This window comes from Massilia sp. W12 (assembly GCF_037300705.1).
Taxonomy (GTDB): Bacteria; Pseudomonadota; Gammaproteobacteria; order Burkholderiales; family Burkholderiaceae_D; genus JACPVY01.
The window spans coordinates 442,511-467,529 of the sequence record NZ_CP147776.1; the positions used below are offsets into that span (position 1 = coordinate 442,511).

Annotated in this window: 15 protein-coding genes; 10 read left to right on the forward strand and 5 right to left on the reverse strand. The window is 58.0% G+C overall.

Annotated elements, in window-relative coordinates:
- Positions 1-5 precede the first annotated feature (5 nt).
- A complete protein-coding gene (locus V8J88_RS01730) occupies positions 6-734 on the reverse strand; it encodes an NF038120 family PEP-CTERM protein (RefSeq protein ID WP_338847420.1) in 729 nt (242 codons plus the stop codon).
- A gap of 534 nt (positions 735-1,268) precedes the next feature.
- Between V8J88_RS01730 and V8J88_RS01735 the strand changes: the two genes are divergently transcribed.
- The 3 genes from V8J88_RS01735 (at position 1,269) to V8J88_RS01745 (ending at position 7,406) form a co-directional block, all read left to right on the forward strand.
- A complete protein-coding gene (locus V8J88_RS01735; RefSeq protein ID WP_338847421.1) occupies positions 1,269-1,592 on the forward strand; it encodes a hypothetical protein in 324 nt (107 codons plus the stop codon).
- 1 nt (position 1,593) lies between these two features.
- Positions 1,594-4,401, forward strand: a complete 2,808-nt coding sequence (locus tag V8J88_RS01740; RefSeq protein ID WP_338847422.1) for a TonB-dependent receptor — start codon at positions 1,594-1,596, stop codon at positions 4,399-4,401.
- Between the two features lie 224 nt (positions 4,402-4,625).
- Positions 4,626-7,406: a TonB-dependent receptor gene (locus tag V8J88_RS01745; protein WP_338847423.1), complete on the forward strand. Its 2,781-nt coding sequence runs from the start codon at positions 4,626-4,628 to the stop codon at positions 7,404-7,406.
- Between the two features lie 194 nt (positions 7,407-7,600).
- Here the strand turns inward: V8J88_RS01745 and tal are convergent, their stop codons facing one another.
- Entirely contained in the window at positions 7,601-8,536 is a 936-nt protein-coding gene (gene tal, locus V8J88_RS01750; RefSeq protein WP_338847424.1) for a transaldolase, read from the reverse strand.
- 231 nt (positions 8,537-8,767) lie between these two features.
- Here tal and V8J88_RS01755 point away from each other — a divergent pair, with 231 nt between their 5' ends.
- Positions 8,768-9,352, forward strand: a complete 585-nt coding sequence (locus tag V8J88_RS01755; RefSeq protein ID WP_338847425.1) for a YecA family protein — start codon at positions 8,768-8,770, stop codon at positions 9,350-9,352.
- Positions 9,353-9,479: 127 nt separating this feature from the next.
- Here V8J88_RS01755 and orn read toward each other — a convergent pair whose 3' ends face one another.
- Positions 9,480-10,076, reverse strand: a complete 597-nt coding sequence (gene orn, locus V8J88_RS01760; protein WP_338847426.1) for an oligoribonuclease — start codon at positions 10,074-10,076, stop codon at positions 9,480-9,482.
- A 75-nt stretch (positions 10,077-10,151) separates the two neighbouring features.
- Here orn and V8J88_RS01765 point away from each other — a divergent pair, with 75 nt between their 5' ends.
- The 6 genes from V8J88_RS01765 (at position 10,152) to V8J88_RS01790 (ending at position 21,406) form a co-directional block, all read left to right on the forward strand.
- Positions 10,152-11,420: a M48 family metallopeptidase gene (locus V8J88_RS01765; protein WP_338847427.1), complete on the forward strand. Its 1,269-nt coding sequence runs from the start codon at positions 10,152-10,154 to the stop codon at positions 11,418-11,420.
- Between the two features lie 13 nt (positions 11,421-11,433).
- Positions 11,434-11,793, forward strand: coding sequence for a 4a-hydroxytetrahydrobiopterin dehydratase (locus V8J88_RS01770; protein WP_338847428.1), 360 nt, complete (start codon positions 11,434-11,436; stop codon positions 11,791-11,793).
- Complete coding sequence (gene rsgA, locus V8J88_RS01775) at positions 11,783-12,703, forward strand: ribosome small subunit-dependent GTPase A (RefSeq protein WP_338847429.1); 921 nt, start codon at positions 11,783-11,785, stop codon at positions 12,701-12,703. Before V8J88_RS01770 ends, rsgA begins: the two co-directional genes overlap by 11 nt.
- A gap of 122 nt (positions 12,704-12,825) precedes the next feature.
- Entirely contained in the window at positions 12,826-15,636 is a 2,811-nt protein-coding gene (locus tag V8J88_RS01780; protein WP_338847430.1) for an ATP-binding protein, read from the forward strand.
- 38 nt (positions 15,637-15,674) lie between these two features.
- Positions 15,675-18,515 (forward strand): ATP-binding protein, encoded by a 2,841-nt coding sequence (locus V8J88_RS01785; RefSeq protein WP_338847431.1) that lies wholly within the window; start codon positions 15,675-15,677, stop codon positions 18,513-18,515.
- The gene (locus V8J88_RS01790) at positions 18,512-21,406 is read left to right on the forward strand and encodes an ATP-binding protein (protein ID WP_338847432.1); all 2,895 of its coding nucleotides are present in this window, start codon (positions 18,512-18,514) and stop codon (positions 21,404-21,406) included. Before V8J88_RS01785 ends, V8J88_RS01790 begins: the two co-directional genes overlap by 4 nt.
- 253 nt (positions 21,407-21,659) lie before the next feature.
- Here V8J88_RS01790 and V8J88_RS01795 read toward each other — a convergent pair whose 3' ends face one another.
- Together V8J88_RS01795 and V8J88_RS01800 are read right to left on the reverse strand one after the other, a co-directional pair.
- Entirely contained in the window at positions 21,660-22,475 is an 816-nt protein-coding gene (locus V8J88_RS01795) for an NYN domain-containing protein (RefSeq protein WP_338847433.1), read from the reverse strand.
- 51 nt (positions 22,476-22,526) lie between these two features.
- On the reverse strand, positions 22,527-25,004 hold the full coding sequence (locus tag V8J88_RS01800; RefSeq protein ID WP_338847434.1) for an FtsX-like permease family protein: 2,478 nt from the start codon (positions 25,002-25,004) through the stop codon (positions 22,527-22,529).
- Positions 25,005-25,019 lie beyond the last annotated feature (15 nt).

The window sequence follows — 25,019 nt, forward strand, 5'->3', positions numbered from 1 at the left end:
GCCGCTCAGGCTTGTTTGCGGCGGCGGGCGAATGCGGCCAAACCAGCCAGACCCAGGCCCATCATGGCGTAGGTGGAGGGTTCCGGCACCACTGCCACGTTCAGATTGTCGATTGCGAACTGGGCCTGATTGCCGGCCGGGTTGACGCAGGAGCCATCCATGGTGTACAGGCAGGCGTTGATGGTCAGGCCACGGAATGCGGTCTGCGCAAATGCGCCATTGCTTTGCCAGTTGGAGAAGTTGAAGGAGTCGTTGTTCATCGGCTGGAATTCAACGGTGGTTTGGATTTCCGAACCATCCATTTTTTGGCCGGTCAACACCAGACGGCCAACGGAGAAGTCGATCAGGCCGCCGGTCGGGGCCACAAAAGCGAAGTCCAGCGCGCGCAGTTTGAAGCCCTGGCTGTCCTGACGGGTGAATGACAGTGCGCCATCATTCAGACCGGCGTAGTAAGCGCTGCTGTTGCCGGTCGGGCAGCTCAGAATCGTGCAGCTGAGGTCATTGGCGCCGGAGACGCCTGCGCCAGCCAGACCGCCATTGGCGTCGCCCAGCACGGTGAAGTTGAAGCCCTGTTCTGCAAAGCTTTCGCCATGGGCGAAAATCGAAAAATCGCCAGTGAACAGATTGTTGAAATCCAGCACTTCGGCTTGGGCGGAATTCGCGGCAAAAGTAGCGAATACGGCGAGGGCGCTTGCGGCAAACTTTGCGCTACGCAGGAAATTACTACGCTTCATACATCTCCCTTGTTTATATAAGGTGTTGTCGGGTGGCCATTTATGGTGGCCGTGGTGGGAATTTAACTGCTTCTGAAAGAAATCAGACCCTGGATATTGTTCTGTTTTTGGAGCTGCTTGCGAAATTTTTGTTTCGGGCAGTATCTGGGTTCGCCCAATTATAGCAGCATTTTTTGGCATGTGTAAAAAAGTGTAAGGGCTTGCGCGGATTTTTTTTGCGGCGCTGCGGCATGCGGCACAAGTCGGGCTGACCGGGTGGATGTTGCATTGCAAGAAAACACATGTATTTCAATACATGTTTATGGCACGTTGCGAGCGCCGGTAAAATTTGCTTAAGCCTTGTTTTTCAAGGACTTTGACTGCCAAGACGGGTTGTGGTGCGGATTTTGACTGGTATGCATGTGACTTGTCACTCTGGCAAAATTTCTCATGTATGCCTGTCAGTTGTTGCGTGCGACGGAAAAACAACAGAGGTGAAACAAAATGTTTCGGCATTTATGCGTAAAAAGAAAGTGAATTGATTACCAGAAGTAAATGATGCAATGCCGCATCGCTCGCCTTCAGGTAAGACTTGAATCAGGCGGATATTTAAAAATTCTGAGCAGACATTCTAAAAAAAGCTGTGCCTGGGGTTTGTTGAGAATTCCTTTTATTTCCAGCCGGAGGAAAGCTAAAGCAACAAATATGGTTTTTTCCATCATTTATATGCGGAATATGGCCGCAAGGGCGCTATCATGTCCGGTTCTGGCTGGTGGTTTTGCAGCCGGACTGAAGCTTTATACCAATATCGTCCAGCATCCGGGTGACGCTTTCAGCGCCGTGCGGATGTCAGGCGAAGTGTTCCACTGCGGAGTATGACATGCAAAAACAATTGACCCCAAAAACCCTGGTGCTGGCGCTGGCGATGGCCTACGCCGCACTGCCCGGTTTGAGTTTGGCGCAAGAGCAAACCCAACCACAACAGGTGGTGATCACCGGTTCCAACATCAAGCGCGCGACCAAGGAAACAGCGTCGCCTGTGCAAGTGATGAACCGCCAGGAAATCCTGCAAACCGGCGCCGCCACTGTGCGCGACTTGCTTGACACCGTTTCCGCCACCGGCTCTGCGCTGTCAGACAAGGCTGGCAGCAATTCCTTCGCCAGCGGCGCTTCGGGCGTCAATTTGCGTGATCTGGGCAAATCTTCGACCCTGGTTTTGATTAATGGCCGCCGCATCGCTTCCTTCGGTCTGGCCGATGGCGCGCAAGAAAACTTCGCCAATATCGACACCATTCCGGTGGATATTATTGAGCGCATTGAAGTGGTGAAAGACGGCGCTTCCGCCGTGTATGGTTCGGATGCCGTGGCGGGTGTGATCAACATCATCACGCGTAAAGAATTTAAAGGTCTGACCCTGCGTGGCGATATGCTGCGCTCCTTGCAAAACAGTCATTTGAGCCGCGAGCAGAAAGCTTCAGTCGCCTTCGGTATCGGCGAGCTGGCCAAAGAAGGCTACAACCTGATGGGGCATGTCGAGCTGTATCATCGCTCCAACTACACTACGCGCGACATCATCAAGAGCGTTGAGCCGTGGTACAAGCGCTATGTCAATCCCAACTATGGCGTGCGCTCCACGTATTCCAATCCGGGTAATTTTGACGGCTATTATCCGGACGATTATGCCGATGCCGACTTGGCCGGCACGCGGATTTTGAAAGCGCGTCCGGGTTGTGCGCCGGAAAATATTGAAAACGGCCTGTGCCGTTTTGACCAGTGGGCGCGCGACGAAGTGATCCCGGCGGCGGATCGCGTAAATACCTATTTCGCCGGCCGGAAGAATCTGTCCGACAATCTGACCCTGTTTGGCGAGCTGCAATACTCCCGCACCAAGACTACCTACAAGAGTGCAATTCCGCTCATGAACGCGGGCGATGAGTCTGTCTGGTTTGACGCCAGCACCCAGCAAGCGCGCTATTTCCAAGTGCCGTCCCTGCCGGTTGGCCATCCGGATAATCCATATCCGTTTGAAATCGGTTTGCGTTATCGCTTTTCCGATTTTGAGAGTGTGTACAAGCAAACCACGCAAGCTGATCAGCATCGCGTACTGGTCGGTCTGGAAGGTCAGCACTTCGGCTGGGACTGGAATGCCGCCTTGGGCAATATGGCCTCCGATGTGGACGTGCAATCGCGCGGCGGTCGTAATTTCCTGGTTTATCCGCAGGCCGTGGTGAACGGCCAATACCGTTATGGCGGCAACAACAGCCAGGCGTTGATGGAAAGCATGTTCCCGCTCACCGCCACCAAAGGCCGCAGCAGCCAGACCTTCTTTGATATTCGCGGTTCGCGTGAATTGATGGCGCTGCCGGGCGGCAAGCTGGCGATGGCGTCCGGTCTGGAATTGCGTCATGAAACGTTCAAGATGGTTGACAGCGCCAATCTGCTGCGCGGCGAAATCATCGGCTACGGCTCAACCAATATCGAAGGCAGCCGCAACCTGGCCGCCGCTTTTGTGGAATTCAGTGCGCCGCTGGCCAAGAATTTCACTGCAGACTTCGCTTTGCGTGCTGACAAGAGCACCAGTGCGCCGACCTCTTTTGTGCCGAAAATCGGTGCACGTTGGGGCGCCACTGACTGGCTGACCTTGCGCGGCACGTATGCCCACGGTTTCCGCGCGCCGAATCTGGCTGAAACCGGCACGGGTAATGTGTCCGCCTTCCTCAACAGCGTGAACGATCCTAAGCGTTGCGCCACCGCCAGCGCGATTTATCAGGCGATGAGCGACGCCAGCAACCCCAAGCACAGCGCGCAGGATGACATCGACGCCACCAGCGTGCGCGCCAGCGGTTGTGAAGCTTCCGCCGGCGTATTGGTGACGCCGAATCCGAACCTGGAGCCGGAAAAAACCAAGAGCTATACCCTGGGCTTTATTTTTGAGCCGAGCAAAAATTTCAATATGACCTTCGATTATTTCCATATCGTTCGTCGCAATGAAATTTTGTCGCCGGACATCAATCAGGTGCTGGCGACGGAAGATCAGAATCCGGGCAGCATTTCGCGTCTGGCGATTTCTGATAATGACCGTCAATGGGCTGCGCGTTACAAAGAGCTGACCGGCAAAGACATCGCTTTCTCAGTCGGCGCCTTGTCCAGCCTGAAGCAAAGCTATGTCAATCTGGCCCGTTCGCGTCGCACCGGCGTGGATCTGGAAGTGGAAAGCAAGTGGAATCTGGGCGCGGCTGGCAGCTTGCGTCTGGGTATGGAAGCCTCGGTGATGCTGGATTACCGCAGCTGGGATACGGTGACCAATACCTATACCGAAAACCTGGTTGGCAATTACACCCATCCGAAACTGCGCGCCACTGGTAAGGCCACCTGGAAACTGGGCAGCTGGACTTGGGGCAGCCGCGTGAATTACACCTCCGGCACGCGCTTGATGGATAACCGCTATGACAGCGCGCACCTGATCGAAGGCGACAGCGGTTGTACGGCACAGGGCATTGATGCGGTGGATTGCCGGGTTGCGGCAGACACCACGGTCGATTTCTCGGTCAGCTATGACGGCATCCGCAATACCACCATTACCGCAAATTTGCTGAATGCATTCAATCGCGGCCCGATGGTGGACGTGCGCGCCAACGGCAATGCGCGCGGCCGCGTGGTGCGCGTGGGTCTGGAGTATCGCTTCTGATGTAAATTCGCCACGCTCAAGCTGGCTTTTGACTGGTTAATACCAGTAAATCAAGCCCACCCGGATGGGGTGGGCTTTTTTTATGTTACTTTCTGAGACAGTTTCAGGCAGTATGCGCTTCGTCCATCCTCCAACAAAAAAAACAGCTTCACCACATGGTAAAAGAAAGTCGGTCTGCCTTGATCCTACAGCGAATGAGCATTACCAAAACAAGGAGGAAAACCATGCATCACCCCTTTATGCGCACACCATGCGCAATCGCGGTCGCCGCAGCCTTCCTGTCGCCAATCCTGGCGCAGGCGCAAGAAAAAGTGGAAAAGGTGGTCATCACCGGTTCCAACATCAAACGTTCCCAAGTTGAAACCGCATCGCCGGTGCAAACCCTGACCCGTGATGATATTTTGCGCACTGGCGCATCCACGGTGCGCGAATTGCTTGACACTGTGACGGCCACAGCCAGCACGCTGTCGGATATCGGCGGTTCAGTTTCATTCGCCAGCGGCGCTTCCGGTGTCAATCTGCGCGATCTGGGCAAGGCCTCCACTCTGGTGTTGGTGAATTCACGCCGCATCTCGATGTATGCGCTGGCCGATGGCGCACAGGTGAATTTCGCCAATATCGACACCATTCCGGTGGATGTGGTGGATCGGGTGGAAATCCTGAAAGACGGCGCTTCCGCTATTTACGGTTCGGATGCAGTGGCCGGTGTGATCAACATCATTACCAAAAAAGAATTCAAAGGGATTGCCTTGCGCGCCGGTGGTCAGCAATCACTGACGTATGGACAGATGGATCACAACCGTTCCGCTTCCATCACGGTTGGGCATGGCGACCTGGCGGCTCAAGGATTTAACCTGATCGGCCATGTCGAGCTGTATAAGCGCGGCAATTATATGGCGCGTGATGTGATCAAGGCGGTCGAACCCTGGTATGCAGAGTACATCAACCCGAACTTCGGGGTGCGCTCCACCTTCTCTTATCCGGGCAATTTTGTGGGACGTTACCCGGCAAATTATTCCGACCCGGCCTTGGCTGGCAAGAGCATCAGTCAACCGCGTCCAGGGTGCGCGCCGCAAAATCTGGAAGGCGGCCTGTGTCGCTTTGACCAATGGTCTCATGTGGAAGTTGTGCCCAAGGCCGATCGTGTGAATGGCTTCTTCACTGGCCGCAAGAAGATGAGTGATAATCTGACAGTGTTTGCAGAGTTGCAGCTGTCCAAGACCCGCACCTCATATAACAATACGCCGGCTTTGATGCAGCCAGGTTCTACCTCCACCTGGTATGACGGCGTGAACCGCAAGGTTCTGGTGTTTACCGAACCCAGCTTGCCGGTTGGTCACCCCGATAATCCTTACAGCTTTGCTATTCCCTTGCGCTATCGCTATGCTGACGACACCTCGATTTTCAAACGTGTGGCTGACGCCAGTCAGCATCGTTTGATGATTGGCGCGGAAGGCACGCACTTCGGTTGGGATTGGAATATGGCTTTGGGGAATATGGGTTCCAAGGCAGACGTTATATCCCGTGGCACCAAGCACTTCACCAATTACACGGCGGCAATCACCTCTGGTGAATATCGTTTCGGCGGCACAAACAGCCCTGAACTGCTGGCGCGCATGTTCCCCGAAGTCGGTTCCTTTGGGAAGAGCACTGAAACATTCTTCGACATTCGCGGTTCGCGCGAGTTGATGGACATGGCGGGCGGCAAGCTGGCGATGGCGGCAGGCGCGGAATTGCGTCATGAAACCTTTGAGATGTACAACAGCGAAAATGTGCGCAAAGCCGAGATGGTGGGGCGCGGCTCCAGCGAAGTGCGCGGTTCGCGCAATTTGAATGCGGCTTTCGTCGAATTGGCAGCCCCCTTCACCAAGCAATTGGAAGGCAGTTTTGCCTTGCGTGCGGATAAAACCAGCACGGCGCCGGCCTCTGTTGTGCCGAAATTCGGCCTGCGTTACTCCGCAGCGAATTGGGTAACTTTCCGTGGCACGTATGCGCATGGTTTCCGTTCGCCTAATCTGGCCGAAACCGGCGATGGCGCCACCTCTGCATTCTCGCCAACCTTTATTGACCCGAAACGTTGCGCAACTGGTAACGCGATGTATGCCGAGTTGATCAAGGGGAATGCGGTTGATAGATCAAATGCGTTGACGGCGCGTGATTCCGGCTGCTCGGCCAGCTCCAGCTTGCTGGTGGTGCCGTCCAAGAATCTGGAACCTGAAAAATCCAAGAGCTACACCCTTGGTGTGATTCTGGAGCCGGTGAAAAACGTCAGCATTTTGATTGACTACTTTAATATCGAACGCCGCAATGAAATCGATACCAAGAGCGTTGATCAAATGCTGGCTTCGGAAGATTTGAATCCAGGCACGATTGGCCGTCTGCCGATTTCTGAACAAGACCGCCAGTTTGCTGCGCGTGTCAAGGAATTGAGCGGTAAAGATATCAACTTTACCGCAGGCGAGGTGGCTGATGTGCGTCTGCCGTATTTCAACCTGAACAAATCGCGCCGTTCCGGCCTGGATGTGGAAGTTGACACCAAGTGGAACCTGGGTTCGGTCGGCAAGCTGCGCGTGAAACTCGACGCCACCTGGATGCGTGACTATCGCGGTTGGGACACCAATGAAAACACTTTCTCGGAAAATCTGGTGGGCAAATATGATCATCCGAAGATCCGTGCAGTGTTGAGCACCGTATTGGATTCCGGGGCCTGGAGCTGGGGAACCCGCGTGGCTTACACCAGTGGTCAACTTCTGATTGATGATAAGTACGACAGCAACAATACCCTGGAAGGCTGTGAATCGCGTGGTATCCGCGCCGTCGATTGCCGCGTTGCCGCCGATACCGTGGTAGATGCTTCTGTGGTGTACAAGGGCATCAAAAATACCACCTTGACGGTGTATCTGGGCAATGTGTTTAACCGTGCGGCAGTGATTGATGTGCGCACCAGCAGCAGTGCGCCGGCGCGTGGTCGCGTGCTGAAGCTGGCTGCTGAATACAAGTTCTAGGATGATGTGACACATTCCCGGCTTTGCAGTATCAGCCGGGAAAGTCAAATCAAACCGGCGGCGCAGTTTCCCGCCGGTTTTTTTACGCCTGACTGCGGCAGGCTGTGTTGAGTCGCAGACGTAAAAAAGCCCGCCACAGTCAAGCCGCAATACAGGCGGTCGGCTGTGGCGGGCTTTTGGCCGGCTTGGCGGGCTTAACGCATCGCCACCACCAGCTGCTTCAATTTGCCGGCGTCAGCGCAGAACTGGCGGATGCCATCGGCCAGTTTTTCCGTCGCCATCGCATCGTCATTGAGCATCATGCGGAAGCTCTTTTCATCCAGACTCATCTTGTGCAGATGCGCGCCGGGCGCGGTGTCGGCGCTCAGTTTGCGTTCCAGCGGTTCATTGTTTTCGCTCAGTTTTTGCAACAGATCCGGGCTGATGGTCAGCAGATCGCAGCCGGCCAGTTCGACAATTTGCGATGTGTTGCGGAAGCTGGCGCCCATCACCTCGGTTTTGTAGCCGAATTTACGGAAATAGTTATAAATCCGCTTCACCGATTGCACCCCGGGATCCGCCGGGCCTTCCGGCTCAATCCCGGTGTTTTTCTTGTACCAGTCATAAATCCGGCCAACGAAAGGCGAAATCAGGGTCACGCCGGCCTCGGCGCAGGCAATCGCCTGGCCCAGCGTGAAGAGCAGGGTCAGATTGCAATGAATGCCTTCTTTTTCCAGAATTTCTGCGGCGCGAATTCCTTCCCAGGTAGCGGCGATTTTGATCAATACGCGCTCGCGGTCAAAGCCGGCTTCGGCATAGGCGGTGATCAATTCGCGCGCTTGCGTGACGGTGGCTTGCACATCGAAAGAATGGCGCGCATCCACTTCGGTGGAAACACGGCCCGGGATGATTTGCAAAATCTCTTCGCCAAACGCCACCAGCAATTGATCAATCACTTTGGCGGTCGGCAGATGGTGATAGTCGCGCACCACTTTTTCCATCAGCGGCTTGTACTCAGGCATTTGCACTGCCTTTAAGATCAGCGAGGGATTGGTGGTGGCGTCATGCGGCTTGTACGCCTTGATTGCTTGGAAGTCGCCGCTGTCGGCCACCACGGTCGTATATTGTTTAAGTTGTTCGAGTTGATTCATGGCAGCTGGTCCAGGGTGGAAAAAATGGTTGGCTGAAATTGAAATCCCTGGCGGAAAGCGCGGGGGCAGGGCGCCGCTGGCCGGGATCGTCTGACATTGTACTGAAAAAAAGCCATGCTTCTGCTTCCAGGCAAGACTGCTATATACACTATTCGTTTTGCCTGATATCAGGCGCAAGCCTCAAATCGGCTACACTTGCGGCATGATTCACCCACCCCCTCCTAAAGCGCCATGCAAAACTCTGATCTGAGCGATAAAGAATTCGCTGAACTTGATGCCTTCCTGCTGTCCGACCGTTGTCCGGATGACGCCATGACCATGGATTGCCTGCATGGATTTTTGACCGCGCTGGCGCTGGCGCCGACGCCGCCGGACAGCGCGCAGTGGCTGCCCTATGTCTGGGGCGGGGATGAAAACGAACAGCCGAAATTCAAAAATGAAAAAGAACAGGCGCGCTTGTCGGGCATGGTGCAGCGCTTTTTAGCGGAAATTGATATGACGCTGGAAGTCGCGCTGCGCGATTATGAACCGCTGTTTTGCGAATTCCGCCAGGGCAAGAAAACCCTGCTGGATGGCGAAGCCTGGTGCGGCGGCTTTTGGGAGGGCATGCACCTGAGCCATACCTGGGACATGCTGGAAGCCTCGGAATGCGCCCCCCTGCTGCGCCCGCTGTATTTGCTCGGCGCGGATGAGCTGGAAGAGGAAGAGCTGGAATTGCTGGATACGCCGGAAAAAATCCACAAGCTGTCAGTGGAAGCGGAAGCAAATCTGCCGCACATCCTCAAATATTGTCTGCAGCGCCGACGCATCAATTAAGGCGCCGGTCGCGTGTCTTGGCTGCGCCGCCGTCGGCGCGGCAGGCGCGGGCGCCTTTGATTCATCAACGGCGCCGCATGCCGGGCCATTGTCTGGCCCAAGCCGGCCTGCGCAGATGGCCGGGGCCTTACTCCATGCGGATGAAATGTTCGCGGTAGTAGCGCAATTCCTCCACCGATTCAATGATGTCAGCCAGCGCGGTGTGCTTTTGATGTTTTTTAAAGCCGGCTGAGAGCTGTGGCCGCCAGCGCTTGCATAATTCCTTGAGGGTTGAGACATCCAGATTGCGGTAATGGAAAAACGCTTCCAGCTTGGGCATGCCGCGCGCCATGAAACGGCGATCCTGGCAGATGGTGTTGCCGCACATCGGCGATTTGCCGGATGGCACAAAGGTTTTCAAAAAAGCCAGCAAAGACGCTTCGGCGTCGGCTTCCGTGATGGTCGAGGCGCGCACGCGGTCGATCAAGCCGGAGCGGCCATGCGTGCCCTTGTTCCAGGCGTCCATCTTATCCAGCACCGCATCGCTTTGGTGAATCGCGAACACAGGGCCTTCCGCCAGCACATGCAAATGCATATCAGTGACCACCACCGCAATTTCCAGAATACGGTCATGATCCGGATCGAGTCCGGTCATTTCCATATCGACCCACACCAGATTCATTTCATTCGGGCGCACCACAGAATTTGCAGCTTCCGCCGGGCTGCTTGTCGCATGTTGTGACATAATTTCATCCTTCGCTTGCGGGCGCGCCATCATGGTTGCGCCCGGATTAATCGAACATTTTCGCACAGGCCACGCATGAATTCTCATTCCGACACGTTCACGATTGTATTCCTCTGTTTTCTCTTTCTGACGCTCGGTTTGAAACTGTGGATCAATTCGCGGCATATCCGCCACATTCTGCGCCACCGTGGTCAGACCCCGCCAGAATTCGCCCACAAAATCAGCCTGGAAGCGCACCAAAAAGCCGCCGCCTACACCATCGCCAAAACCAAGCTGGGCCTGATCTTGATGTTTATCAACGCCTGCGTGCTGCTGGGCTTCACCATCTTTGGCGGCTTGCAATGGCTCTCTGTCACCATGCTGGGCTGGTTCGGCCCCGGCTATTTATATCAAATCGGCCTGGTGTTTGGCTTTTCCTTTTTGACTGCGCTGATCGATTTGCCGGGCGATTATTACAACCAATTCGTGCTGGAAGAGAAATTCGGCTTCAATAAAATGGGGCTGGGTTTGTGGCTGCGCGATTTGTTCGCGCATACCGCTTTGGGCGTGGCGCTCGGCTTGCCGCTGCTGTGGGCGATTCTGTATTTGATGGCGCAAGCCGGCAGCTTATGGTGGTTGTACGCCTGGCTGGTGTTTACCGGCTTCATGCTGTTTATGCAAATCATCTTCCCCACCTTCATCGCGCCGCTGTTTAACAAATTCACCCCGCTGGAAGAGGGCGAATTGCGCCAGAGCATTGAGGGCTTGATGCAGCGCACAGGCTTTACCGCCAACGGCTTGTTTGTGGTCGATGGCAGCAAACGCAGCGCACACAGCAACGCCTATTTCGCAGGGCTGGGCGCCAAGAAACGGGTGGTGTTTTATGACACCCTGATCGCCCAGTTGAGCCAGGCGGAAATCATCGCCGTGCTGGCGCATGAGCTGGGGCATTTCAAATTGCGCCACGTCTTAAAACTGTTGGCCATGACCTCCTTGTCCAGTCTGGCGTTTTTCTTTGTGCTGGGCTGGCTCAAAGATCAAGTCTGGTTTTATCAGGGCCTGGGCGTGCAAGCGCTGCCGGTGGCGCATGTGAATGACGCCATGGCGCTGCTCCTGTTCATGCTGGTGCTGCCGGTGTTTACCTTCGCCCTGCAGCCGCTGCTTTCGCGCTCCTCGCGCAAACACGAATATGAGGCCGACGCCTTTGCCGCCCAACATGCGAGCGCTGATGACTTAATCTCATCCCTGGTCAAGATGTACGAAGAAAACGCCGCCACCTTGACCCCGGACCCCATCCATTCGATGTTTTACGACTCCCACCCGCCAGCCGCGTTGCGCATTGCGCATTTGCGCGCGCAGGCATGAACAAAGGAAAAATATGAGTACGACCCAAACACTGGCGGCGCAGCGCTGCCAACACCAGGAACAGGCTTTGGCTGAGGCAGAGATGCCGGCATTGCTGGCCGCCACGCCCGGCTGGCAAGTGGAAGGCGGCAAGCTGTGTAAAACCTTCGCCTTTGAAAACTATTACCAAACCCTGGCGTTTGTGAATGCAATCGCCTGGGTGATTCATGCCGACGACCATCACCCCGAGCTGGTGGTGACGTATAACCGTTGCGTGGTGCGCTTTGACACCCATTCCGTGAATGGCGGCAAAGGCGGTTTGTCGATCAATGATTTCATCTGCGCCGCCAAGCTGGAGCTGATCGCAGCACAGGGAAGCGCGCATGCGGGCTGACAAGCCGGGCAAGGCCGGCGCGCCGCTGCTGGGCGCGCAAATCATCGCCGCGCATGGCCGCCATTATCTGGCGCAAAGCGCAGACGGACAGCGCTGGCAAGTGGTGACGCGCGGTAAGAAAACCAATGTCGCCGTGGGCGATATGGTGCAAATGCTGCCCAGCTCGAAAGATCAGGCGGTGATTGAGCAGATTGATGAGCGGCGCACCCTGCTGTACCGCTCCGATCAGTACAAATCCAAGCTGCTGGCGGCGAATCTGGATCAGATTTTCATCGTCACCGCGACTGAACCGGGTTTTTCCGATGATCTGGTGTCGCGCGCACTGGTGGCGGCGGAAAGCGCCGGGCTGGAAGTGGTGTTGATCCTGAACAAAACCGATTTGAGCGAAAATCTGGCGCGCGCGCGCGAACGGATCGGGCGTTACGCCGCGCTCGGTTATCCGGTGCTGGAAGTGTCGGCCAGACAGGACGCGCCGCAGGTGCGCGCGCAATTGCTTGCGCTGATGCAGGGCAAGACGGCGATTTTGATCGGCCAGTCCGGCATGGGCAAATCCACCCTCATCAATTTACTCGTACCGGACGCCGACATCGCCACCCGGGAAATTTCCGCCGCACTCGATTCAGGCCGCCACACCACCACCTTTTGCCGCATGTACAGCCTGGAGCAGACCCGCATCATTGATTCACCCGGGTTTCAAGAATTCGGTCTGTATCATTTGAGCGAGGGCATGCTGGAACGCGCCTTCCGTGAATTCGCGCCGCATCTGGGCGCCTGCCGTTTTTATAATTGCCATCATCGCGCTGAACCCGGTTGCGCCATTCTGCACGCGCTGGAACAGGGCCAGATTGCGCCGGAACGGCATGCGCTGTATTTGCAATTGCTGCATGAATCGAGTCAAGTTGTTTACTGAGCAGCTTTGCCGCACATGAGTGTTTCCTTTTGGAAATTTTCACTGTTGCCGAAAGCGTTTTTTCCTGTAATCATGGAGTACCTGTCCGCAAATCTGTGCGGACCCCGGAGGAGCGGCGCGGCATGAGCATGTTTGTGCATGACAGTGAGTTGGCGGAACTGGAAATGCCGCAGGCGTCGGCAGACTTGCATGCGCAAATCCGCTTGGCCTGGGGCTTGCGCCAGCGCGACACGCGGCGCGCCTGGGCCTTGGCGACGCAACTCCTGGCGCAATTGCGGCCTCAACAATCAGCCCAGCAAGCCCGCCTTTTATTGGTGCAGGGCGAAGCCAAATGGCTGTTCGCCGAACTCGACGCCGCGCGTGATTTCGCGCGCCAAGCCTTACAGATTTTCTCCGACATACAAGACGGCAGCGGCGTGTGCGACTGCCATTGGCTGCTGGCGGCGGTTTTGCTCGACCAGGGCCGGCATGCGCAAGGCATCCACAATCTGGAACAAGGCGCGAGTGCCGCGCAGCAGGGCGGCGATAGCGCGCGCGCCGCTATTTGCATGGCCGCTCAGGCGCGCTGGGCCATGCTGGCCGACAGTCTGCAAGCGCAGGCGCGCTTTGATGTGCAGCTCGACTTTGCCCGCGCCGAACAGGATCAGGGTTTAGCCGCCTGGATCGAAGATTACCGCGCCTTGCGCGCCTCGCGCCAAAACGATTTTGGCCGCGCCGCCTTGCATTTCATTCAATCGCATCAGGCCGCTCTGGCCACCGGGCAATTGCGCGCCGCCATCATCGCCGCCACCAATCTGGCGGAAGATTTGAACCGCCTGGGCGACCACCAATCGGCCTTGGAGCAAATGCAAAGAGCCTTGGAGCTGGCGCGCCCGACCGGCTGGCCGCGCAGCGTCGGGGCCTGCCTGTTGCACACAGCGGAAACCATGCGCCGGCTGCAGCGCTTAGATGCGGCGCAGGAATTATTGGACGAAGCGCGCCCGCTCATGCAAGCGTTGGCGCAGGCGCGCAGTTACGCCCATGCGCTGCAATATCAAGGCGATCTGGCCTTGGATATGGGCGACCATGCGCGCGCGCTGGACTCTTTCCGCCAATTAGAGCAGCGCGCGATTGCGCTGCAACAGCGTGATTTCAAATGCATCGCCCTGCGCGGCCAGGCGCAAGCGCTGGCCGGCATGCAACAGCGTCCTGAAGCCGCCAGCGTGGCCATGCTGGCGCTGCAGGAAATGCGCCAAACCGACGATCTGTTCGGCCAGATTGCCGGCTTGCAAGTGCTGGCGCAAATTCATGCGCGCGGCGACCTGCCACTGCCGCCAGATATAACGCAAGATCCGCGCGCGCTTGATGAAGTTGCGCGCGAAGCTTCGTTGCCGCTGTATTTTCTGAAATCCGCTTTGCGCCTGGGGCGCAGCATTCCCGGCTACACCCTGCCGCTGTCGCTGCTGGACCAGCTGGCGCAGGAATACGCGCGCTGCGGCCAGTTTGAAGCCGCCTACCAGGTCAGCCAGGAAGCCAACGCCACGCGCGAGCGGGCCTTTTACGACCAGGCGCAAAATCGCGCGATTGCGCTGCAAATCAGCCACCGCACCGAGCGCGCCCTGGCCGAAGGCGAACACCACCGGCAACTCGCGCAAGCCGAAGCCCGGCGCGCCTCGCTCTTGCAGCAAACCAGCGCCACCCTCGAACATTTAAGCGCCATCGGCCAGGAGATCACCGGCCACCTGGATGCGCAAGCCGTGTATGAAGTGTTGTACCGCCATGTGCAAGACATGCTCGACACCAATTCCTTTGCGATTTATCGCTTTGAAGCCGAAAGCGGCTTGCTGCTGCGCAGTTTTGGCATAGAGCAGGGGGAGGTTCTGCCGTTCGGCAGCATCCCGCTTGATGATCAGTATGCGAATTGCGCCCTGTGCGCACGCGAGCGTTGCGAAGTGCTGGCCGACGACCCCGACCCGGCCAGCCATTTGCATGGCTCGCTGGTCAGCCGCAGCGCCCTGTTTGTGCCGCTGCTGGTCAGCGAGGAATTGCTGGGCGTGATCACCGTGCAATCTGTGCGCCGGCATGCGTATGGCGAAAGAGAGCGCCTGATTTTCCGCAGCCTGTGCGCGTATGGCGCGATTGCCTTGGACAATGCGCAAACCTATTTGCGCTTGCTGGAAGCGCAAAGCCAATTGGTGGCGCAGGAAAAAATGGCCGCACTGGGCAGCCTGGTGGCCGGCGTGGCGCATGAATTGAATACGCCAATCGGCAACAGCTTGACGATCGCCTCCACCCTGGATGATAAAAGCGCGGAATTCGCGCGCAAAGTAGAAGCCAACAGCCTGCGCCGCTCAGAATTGAACGCTTTTGTCGATGACGCGCGCGACGCCAGCGCCATGATGGTGCGGGTCTTGAGCAGTGCGGCAGAACTCTTGCACAGCTTTAAACAGGTGGCGATGGATCGCACCAGCGCGCAAAAGCGCAGCTTTGATCTGTTGCAGACCAGCCAGGAAATTGTCGCCACCATGATGAATCAGATCCGCCGCGCCGGGCATCAAATCATGATCAAAATCCCGCCCGGCATCCGCATGCACAGCTATCCCGGTCCGTATGGCCAGGTGATTACGAATTTCATCAACAACGCCTTGCTGCACGGTTTTGACGGAGTGGAACAGGGACAGATGGAATTGAGTGCGGAAATGCAGGGCGAGGACATGGTGCGGATCTGCTTTTCGGATAATGGGCGCGGCATCAGCGAACTCCATCTGAAGCGCATTTTCGAGCCATTTTTCACCACCAAACTGGGGCAGGGCGGCAGCGGGCTGGGTTTGAGCATCAGTTATAATATTGTAACTTCGATACTGCATGGACAAGTCAGCGCAATCAGTTCACCTGATGCCGGGGCCTGCTTTGTTTTACTCTTGCCATGTGAGGCGCCTGATGCGCCAGAATGAATACAGGGCCGATCCCGGGAAAGGAAGACAGGCATAGCATGGAGATGTTCGCCACCAATGAGGAGCTGGAGCGGCTGGAGCAATTGCACTCCGCCGCCAGCGGGCCGGCGCGGCTGGCGGTTGTATTGTCGCTGGCCTGGTATTTATGCCAGCGCGATAGCGCGCGCGTGCCGCCCTTGCTGGAGGAAGCGCAAACCCTGCTGTACGGCGGCGGCCATCCTGTGCAATGCGAACAGGCCGCCAACCGCATCGATGTGGTGCGCGCGCATCTGGCTTTATTGGCAGGCCGCTTGCAGGAAGCGCATGATCTGGCGCAACGCAGCATGCAAGAAGCGCAGCAGTTGGCGTGTTGGCGCAATCAATGCGACGCCGGCTGGATTCTGGCGCAAGCCTTGGCTGATTTCGGCGATTTGACGGGCAACCATGCGCTGCTGCAGCAAATACAGCAACTTGCCGCGCAACATGACGATATGGTGCGCGCGGATTTTTTTGAAATCGAATCCGCCAACTGGTTTTTGATGCGCGATCTGGACGCCGCGCAAGCGCGCTGGGGCCACCGCTGGCACGAAGAAATGGCCCCGCCGCCGCCCGGCGTGGCGATGTCGGCGCACACCTTCGTCGCGCTGCAGCACTTCCGCCGGGGAAATTTTGGCGCCTCCGTGAAAGCCTTTGTGCACGCCTATGACGCCGGGCTGTCCGTAGGCATTTTGCGCCGCGCGATTTTATGCGCCAGCAATATCGGCTACGCCTTTGCGCGCTTAAATGACCACCAGAGCGCACTCGAATGGAAACAACGCGCGCTGGATCTGGCGCGTCAGACCCACTGGCCGGGCAGTATCGGCGCCTGCCTGGTGCAGACCTCGGAAACCCTGCGCCAGATGGGACAGCTGGACGCCGCGCGGCAAATGATGAGCGAGGCGCTGCAAATCATGGCGGCGTATCAACAATCGCGCAATTACGCGATTGCGCTCGGCGCCTCGGGCGACTTATCGCTGGAAGAAAAAAATTATCAGCAAGCGCTCGACACCTTCACCCTGCTGGAACGGCGCGCTGAAGAATTAGGCCACCAGGACTTTCACATGGACGCCTTGCGCGGCCAGGCGCATGCGCTCTCATGGCTGGGACAGGGCGAACAAGCGCGCGCGCGCGCCAGCGCAGCGCAGCGGCTGGCGGCCCGCCATAATGACGCCTACCACCAGATCGAAGCCTTGAAAGTGCTGGCAGATGTGTACAGCCGGCATGCCTTGGCGTCGCCGGAAGAGACCGGCGGCGTCAGCGCCGCCATGTATTATCTGCAGCAAGCCTTGGCGGTAGCCGCCACCATTGACGGTTACGCCATGCCGCCCGAAGTGCTGGACGCGCTGGCGCGCGAATATGCGCGCGCCAAACAGCATGGGCAAGCCTACGCCACCTCGCTGCAAGCGATTGCCGCGCGCGAAAAACGGCACAGCCAGCAAGCCACCAATCGCGCGATTGCGATGCAAGTGCGCTATCAAACCGAACGCGCGCGCGCCGAGGGCGAATACCATCGCAAACTGGCGGCCGCTGAAGCACGCCGCGCCGCCACCTTGCAAGACACCGGCAAAACGCTCGAACGCTTATCCGCCATCGGCCAGGAAGTCACCGCCCAGCTGGATGTGCAACTGGTGTTCCAAACCCTGTATCGCCATGTGCAAGGCTTGCTGGATGTAAACGGCTTTGCGGTGTATCTGAGCGAAGCGGATGGCCAATCGCTGGCGCGCAGCTTCGGCATGGAAGGCGGCGTGCCGCTGCCCGGCGGGCGCGTATTGCTCGCCAATCCGAATGCCGCCTCAGCCCGCTGCGCGCGTGAAAAAACCGATCTGGTGTTGGCCATCAATGGCAGCCACCCGGCGCACCTGCCCGGCACCATGTGCAACCGCAGCGCCCTGTTTGCGCCGCTGATGATAGGCGAGCGCGTATTGGGCGTGATGTCGGTGCAAAGCCTGCGCGAAAACGCGTTTGGCGAACGCGAGCGCAATCTGTTCCGCAGCCTGTGCGCATATGCCGCAATCGCGATCGACAACGCGCATGCATATGCGCAATTGCAGGAAACCCAGAACCAGCTGGTGGAACAGGAAAAACTGGTGGCTTTAGGCAGCCTGGTGGCCGGCGTCGCGCATGAATTGAACACCCCCTTGGGCAACAGCCTGATCATTGCCTCCGCCTTGCAAATGAAAACCCTGCAGATTGAAGAACGGATGCAGGGACAGGCTATGCGCGCTGCTGAATTGCAACATTACCTGTCAGAAGCGGAAGAAGCGGCCATGCTGATTGTGCGCGGCTTGCGCAATGCCGCCGACCTGGTCAACAGCTTCAAACAGGTGGCGGTGGATCGCACCGCAGCGCGGCGCCGGGTCTTCGATTTGCAGCAAACCTGTAATGAATTGCTGGCCACCCTGAATAATCAAATCCGCCCGAGCGGCCATGAATTGCTGCTGGATGCGCCGCCGTCCTTGAGCATGGACAGCTACCCCGGCCCGCTGGGACAGGTTTTATCCAATCTGATCGCCAACTCGCTGATGCACGCATTTGCTGATGGTGAACGCGGCGTGATGCGGCTCACCGCGCATCAGGAAATTCCGGGCGAAGTGGTGATTGAGTTTTCTGACAATGGTTGCGGCATCCCGGCGCAAAATCTGGGACGGATTTTTGACCCATTCTTCACCACCAGAATGGGGCAGGGCGGCAATGGCCTGGGTTTATTCATCTGCTACAACATCGTCACTTCTCTGTTGCAAGGCAGTATCAGCGTGCGCAGCGCACCGGGACAGGGCACCCGCTTTGTCCTGATTTTGCCGCAAATCGCCCAGGCCCTGACCGACAGCGATGTCGAAGCCCTGCCACCCGGGAGCGCATGATGCAGATCTTCATTCATAACGATGCCTTGCAAGCGTTGCTGGATGATTTGCAAGCGCGCGCGATTTTGCAACAACTGCAAGGCGCCCAAGGTTCGCTCGAATTAAATGAAGAGCAAATCGCCAACGCCTTGCCGGAATTGGTCGAATTGGCCTGGCATTTGCGGCAGCGCAACACCAGCAGCGCATGGGCCTTGGCGCAGCAAGTCAAAGACTGGCTGCCGGCCCTGCCGCATCCGCAGCAAGACAGCCTGCATGCGCGCCTGTTGCTGGTGCGCGGCGAGGCCAAATGGCTGCTGGCCGAATTGGAGCTGGCGCAGCAATTGGCGCAGCGCGCCTTGCTGGAATTCACCCGCTTGCAAGACCATGAAGGCTGCGCCGATGCGCATTGGCTGCTGGCCTGGATCGCCAATGACCGTGGCGATTATTTACAGCACGATGAGGAAATGGTCAAAGTGCAAGCCGCCGCGCAACTGGCGCAAGATCCCTTGCGCGCCAGCCTGGCGCAAGCGGGGCAGGCGATTTCCGAAGCTTTTCGCGATCCGCAGACCGCGATGCGGCGCTGGCAAGCCCATCTGCCGCCGGACGAAGCCAGCGTGGCCCCGGCCTTGATGGCCTGCTGGAATGATTTTCAGGGACGGGTGGCGAGCCAAACCAGTGATTTCGCGCAAGCCATCGCCTGCCGGCTGCGCACGCGCGAGGCGGCCTTGCAAACCGGCCAGATTGGCCGCGCCATCTATGCCATGGTGAATGTGGGCAGCGATTTTTCCTGTCTGAATGAACACACCACCGCGCTGGAGTGGGCGCAAAAAGGCTTGGATCTGGCGCGCGCCACCGGCTGGCCCAGCCGGATTGGCGGCTGCTTGATTCAAAGCGCGGAAACCTTGCGCCTGTTGGGCCGCTTGGATGCGGCGCAGGAATTATTGGATGAGGCGCTCACCACCATGGCCCCGCTGCGCGGCTCGCGCACCTGGGCGCAAGCCCTGCGCAGCCAGGGCGAGCTGGCGCTCGACAAGGGCGATTATGAAGCCGCGCTGGACTGGTTCGGCCAATTGCAGGAGCGCGCCCAGGCGCTGGCGCAAAACGAATTTGAAATCATCGCCTTGCGCGGCCAGGCCAATGCCTGGCTGCGCTTGAATAAAGCGCAACCGGCGATTTCCGCCGCCTTGCTCTCGCTGGCCCAGGCGCGCCAGCATGGCGACGCCTTAAAGCAAATCGAAGCCTTGCAAGTGCTGGCGGAAATTCATGCGCGCCAGCCCGGTTTGCCGAATGAGGCGATCAGCGCCGGCAGCGCCAGCCTGCATTATTTGCGTCAGGCCCTGGAGATCGCCGGCCAGATTGAAGGCTATACCGTGCCTGGCCCCTTGCTGGATGCGGTGGCGCAGGCGCACGCCGCCGCCGGCGATTTTGAAAGCGCCTTTGCAGTGGTGCGTCAAGCCAATGCCGCGCGCGAAAAAATCAACAGCCAGCAAGCCACCAACCGCGCGATTGCGATGCAGGTGCGGTATGAAACCGAACGCGCCCAGGCCGAAGGCGATTATCACCGCCAATTGGCGCAAAGCGAGGCGCGCCGGGCCCAGGTTTTGCAGCAAACCTCAACCACGCTGGCGCATTTATCGGCCATCGGTCAGGAAATCACCGCCCACCTCGACACCGATGCGGTGTACGGCGCCTTGAACCGGCATTTGCACGGTTTGCTGGATGTGAATTATTTCGCCGTGTATCTGGCTGACCCGGATGGACTGGGGCTGACTTCACACGTCAGAATTCAGGATGGACAGACCTTGGGTTCACACCATGTGCTGGCCTCGCATCCGCATTCTTACAGCTTGCGCGCCTTGCGTGAGCAATGTGAATTTGTGGTGAATGTCGCGCCGGAGGATGAGCAAAAGAGTTTGACGCCGGATGCGATTCCCACCCTGTCGATGCTGTTTGGCCCCTTGATCGTGGATGGCCGCGTGCTGGGTGCGATGACGGTGCAATCACGCGCGCGCCATGCGTATGGCGAGCGCGAACAATTGATTTTCCGCACCTTGTGCGCGTATGGCGCGATTGCGCTCGACAATGCGCGCACCTATCAGCAGCTGCAACAGGCGCAACAGCAATTGGTGGCGCAGGAAAAACTGGCTGAATTGGGCGCGCTGGTGGCGGGCGTGGCGCATGAACTCAACAGTCCGATTGGCAACAGTCTGATGATCGCCAGTTCTTTACAAGAACAGACCGGAGAAATGCGCCAGGCGATGCAAAATCAGGCGCTGCATTTCAATCATTTGCAGCAATTTTTACAAGATACGCGCGAAGCTTCACGCCTGATATTGCGCGGACTGGAAAACGCCGCCGATCTGGTCAACAGCTTTAAACAGGTCGCGGTGGACCGCACCAGCGCGCAGCGCCGGGTGTTTGATCTGCAGCAGACCTGTCACGAAATTGTGGCCACGATGATGAGCCAGATCCGTCCCAGCGGCCACAGCATCACGCTGGACATTCCGGAAAAAATCCGCATGCACAGCTACCCCGGCCCGCTCGGCCAGGTCTTGACCAATCTGATCAATAATGCGCTGACGCACGGCTTTGAAAACGGCATGCCGGGACAGATGCGCTTATGCGCCAGCCTGCCCGCCAGCGGACGCGTGCTGCTGCAATTTTCGGATAATGGCAAAGGCATCCCGCAGGAAAATCTGAACCGGATTTTTGATCCGTTTTTCACCACCCGGCTGGGCGCCGGCGGTTCCGGCCTGGGTTTGAATATTTGCGCGAATATCGTCACATCGCTGTTAAAAGGTTCGCTCAAAGTGCGCAGCACCCCCGGCGCCGGCGCCACCTTCACACTCGATTTGCCGCTGGTGGTGGAAGATGAGTTATTGCAAAGCCTGGCGCAAGAGCATGGCTTTTGAGGGCGGCGAAAATTTCGTGATTATTCAGCCGAATTCAGGCAAAAAAGTGCAGGCAGGGTTGCGCCCAGCGATAAGCCTGCGTCTGATAGCAGTGGATCAAAAAAGGTGCTGCAGCGAGTCTGCGCCATAGCGACGCCACTCACCTGATTGAAGCGGGTGTCAGCGTCCTTGACGTGCAAAAATCCCCGGACAGTTTTTTAGCTTGGACTTAAGACAGCAGCGCCCACACCCGAAGGCATGAGCGCGCTTTGTTTTAAAGCCGGTTGCTGCGGATCAGGCGGATATTGGTGGCGTGGTATTTGCCTTCGCCGCTGCTTTCCACCCGGAATTCAAAGATCGAGCCGCGATTGAAATGGGTTTGCGCATCGCAGTTCAGCGGCAAGTCCTTTTCATTGAAATACGCGGTCAGATAAGCCGAATCCGGATCGCGCGAATCGGTCAGCCACAGCTTGCCATTGATATTGTTGATGAAGCGGAAGAAGCCGTAATGCTTGTTCGGGTCGAAAGAAATCATCACCCCGCGCACCCAGCTGCCAACTTCCCAGCGCATTTTCTGCTCATCAATAATGATCGGCAGCAAGCCCGGAATCAGATAGCCGGGGGTGAATAAATCCACTTCTTTGCGCAAATCGTGGGATACGTTATCAAACGCAATGCACTCCACGCGGCAACCCTTGTTTTGCAGGGCGCGCACAACTTGCACAAAATCGCCGTCGCCGGTCACCAGCAAGACGCGGTCGAGGGCGCAGGATTGCAGCAGCACATCCACCGCCAGATCCAGATCCACATTCGATTTGCCGATGCGTGCGCCGGTGTCATCGGTATACCACTTGGTTTCTTTGATGATCACTTTATAGCCGAGGTCACGCAGCACAGCGTGAAAGCGCGCCTGTTTTTCACCATACAAGGGGTCGCTGTTGGCGCGTTCCTGATCAAAGCTGACATAGGTGTTCAGCCGCATCGCGTCTGAACCGTCACGACAGGCGAAAGCTTGCAGAATATCGTAACGCATGCCAAAGCCGCCATTCATCACAATATTTGAGACATCCACATAAATTCCGACTTTCATTGTTTAACTCCGGTGATTTTTCATCAATATAAAAAAGCTTTGCGGCGCTGATTAAATTTCCCGCAAAGTACTTAAAGGCGGACGCTGCAAAATGCCGCGCAAGCCCAAAACCCCGCCGGCAATCGCGCAGATGGCGCCAAGCAGGCTGCCCACCAGCAAAGATTGCGGCCCCCATTCCCAGGGGAATTCAAAAATCAGCAGCGCCAGCACGCCGGCCAGTACGCCAGCGGCGGCGGCCGCCAGCACGCCGGCCACGCTGCCGATCAATAAAAATTCGACTAATTGCGCGCGCCACAACTGACGCGCCGAGGCGCCCAGCGCGCGCAGCAAGGCCGCCTCGCGCATGCGCTCTTCTTGCGAGCCGAGCAGCGCGGCGTACAGCACCAGCACCCCGGCGGCCAGGGTGAACAGGAACAGGAATTCAACCGCGTTGGCGACTTGCTGCAAGATGTCGCGCGCCTGCTTTTGGATCAGGCTGACATCAATCAGGGTCAGATTCGGAAAATCGCGCGTGAGCGCATTTGCTTGCGTGCTCTGATTGGCGCGCAAATGAAAGGCAGTCGCGTAGCTGGGGGTGATCTGTCCCAACATATCGGGCGACATGATGACAAAGAAATTGATGCGCATCGCATTCCAGTCCAATTTGCGCAGGCTGGTGATTTTGACCGGCACGCGCAAGCCGCCGACATCAAATTCCATGGTGTCCCCCAATTTAAGGGTGAGGGTTTTCGCCAAGCCGCTTTCAACCGAGGCTTCGGCTTTCGCTTGCGGGCCAAACCAGGCGCCTGCGCTGATCTGATTGTCCGGCGGCAGCGCGGCAAAAGCGGACAGATTGAATTCGCGCTCCACCAGATTGCGCGCGCGCTCGTTTTCATAATCCTTGCCATTCACGGCTTTGCCATTGAGCGCGGTCAGGCGTCCACGATACATGGGATACAGGGCGGAGCGCTGCGGCGGGGCCAGGGCATCGATGCGGGCATCGACTTCTTTGACTTGATCCGGCTGCACATTAATCAGGAAGCGGTTGGGCGCATCCGCCGGCATGTTTTTGCTCCAGGCTTGCAGCAAATCATTCCGCTCTGTGGTCAAGAGCAAAATCGCAAACAAGCCGAGCGCCAGCGAGGTGACTTGCAAGACGGTGGCGCCGGGGCGGCGCTGCAGAGATGTCAGGGCATAGCGCCAGGATGGCCAGGGCAGGCGGTGACGCAGGCTGCGCAAAACGCGCAACATCAGCCAGGCCACGCCGGCGAAGATGGCGCAGGCGGCGGCGAAACCGCCGGACACCAGCAGCCCTAAGAGCAGATCGCCGGCTTGCCATAACATCAGGCCGAGGAAGGCGGCCACCCCCATGCCATATACCGCCAGCGCGCCGGCTTTGGGGGCGCCGGTATCGCGCCGCAGCACACGGTTATGCGGCACGTCGGCCAATTGCAGCAGCGGCGGCAAGGCAAAGCCGGCGACAAACACCAAGCCCAGCAATAAGGCTTGCGCTGCCGGCAGCAGCGAGAGCGGCGGCAATTCGCTGGTGATCAAACCGGCCAGCCAATGGGTGAGCGCGAAGTGGGCCAGAAAGCCGATCAGCGCGCCCAGCAGGCTGGCGGCCAAGCCCAGCAGCAAGAATTCAATCACATAGATTTGCAAAACCTGGCGCTGCGCCAGGCCGAAAAAGCGCAACATCGCCACGCTGTCGATCTGGCGCAGTGCGAAGCGGCGCGCCGCCAGCGCAATCGCCAGCGCCGCCAGCATTCCGGCCAGCATCCCGACCAGGGACAGGAAGGCGCGTGCGCGGTCGAGCGTGTTGCGGGTTTCGCGCTGGCCGCCGTTCAGGCTTTCAATCCGCACGCCCTTGATTTTTTGCTGCTCGATGCGGGTTTCGATTTGTTTGGCAAAGGCCAGGGCTTGACCTTCCGCGCCGGCTAACAGCATGCGGTAGCCGATGCGCGCGCCGGGTTGCTCCAGGCCGGTGGCGGCCAGGTCGGCCAGATTGATCATGACGCGCGGCGCGAAATTCATAAAGCTGGCGCCGCGATCCGGTTCGGCGCGGATGATGCGGCTGATGGTGAATTCGCTGTCGCCCAGGCGCAGGCGTGCGCCCACTTTGAGTTGCAAGCGCTCCAGCACATCCTGGTCCAGCCAGATTTCACCGCGCCCCGGAATCCCTTGCGCCGGCGCGCCTTCCATGTCTTGCGTTTTTTCAGTCAGCTTCAAGCGGCCCCGCAAGGGGTAACCCTGATCCACTGCTTTGACTGAGGCCAGAATGCTTTGCTCGCCATCCAGGCTTTGCGCCATGCTGGGAAAGATCACGGTGGCGCTGACTTGCAAGCCGGCCTCGCGCGCTTGATTGCGCCATTCCGGCGGCAGCGGGCGCGGCGCGCTGAGCAAGACATCCGCCGCCAGGGTTTGCGCGCCATCGCGCAGCAGGGCGCGTTCAATCCGGTTGGTGAAAAAGCCGACGGCGGACAAGGCCGCCACCGCCAGCGTCAGCGCCGCCAGTAAGAAGCGCAATTGTCCGGCGCGCCAATCGCGCATTGTCATTCGCCAAGC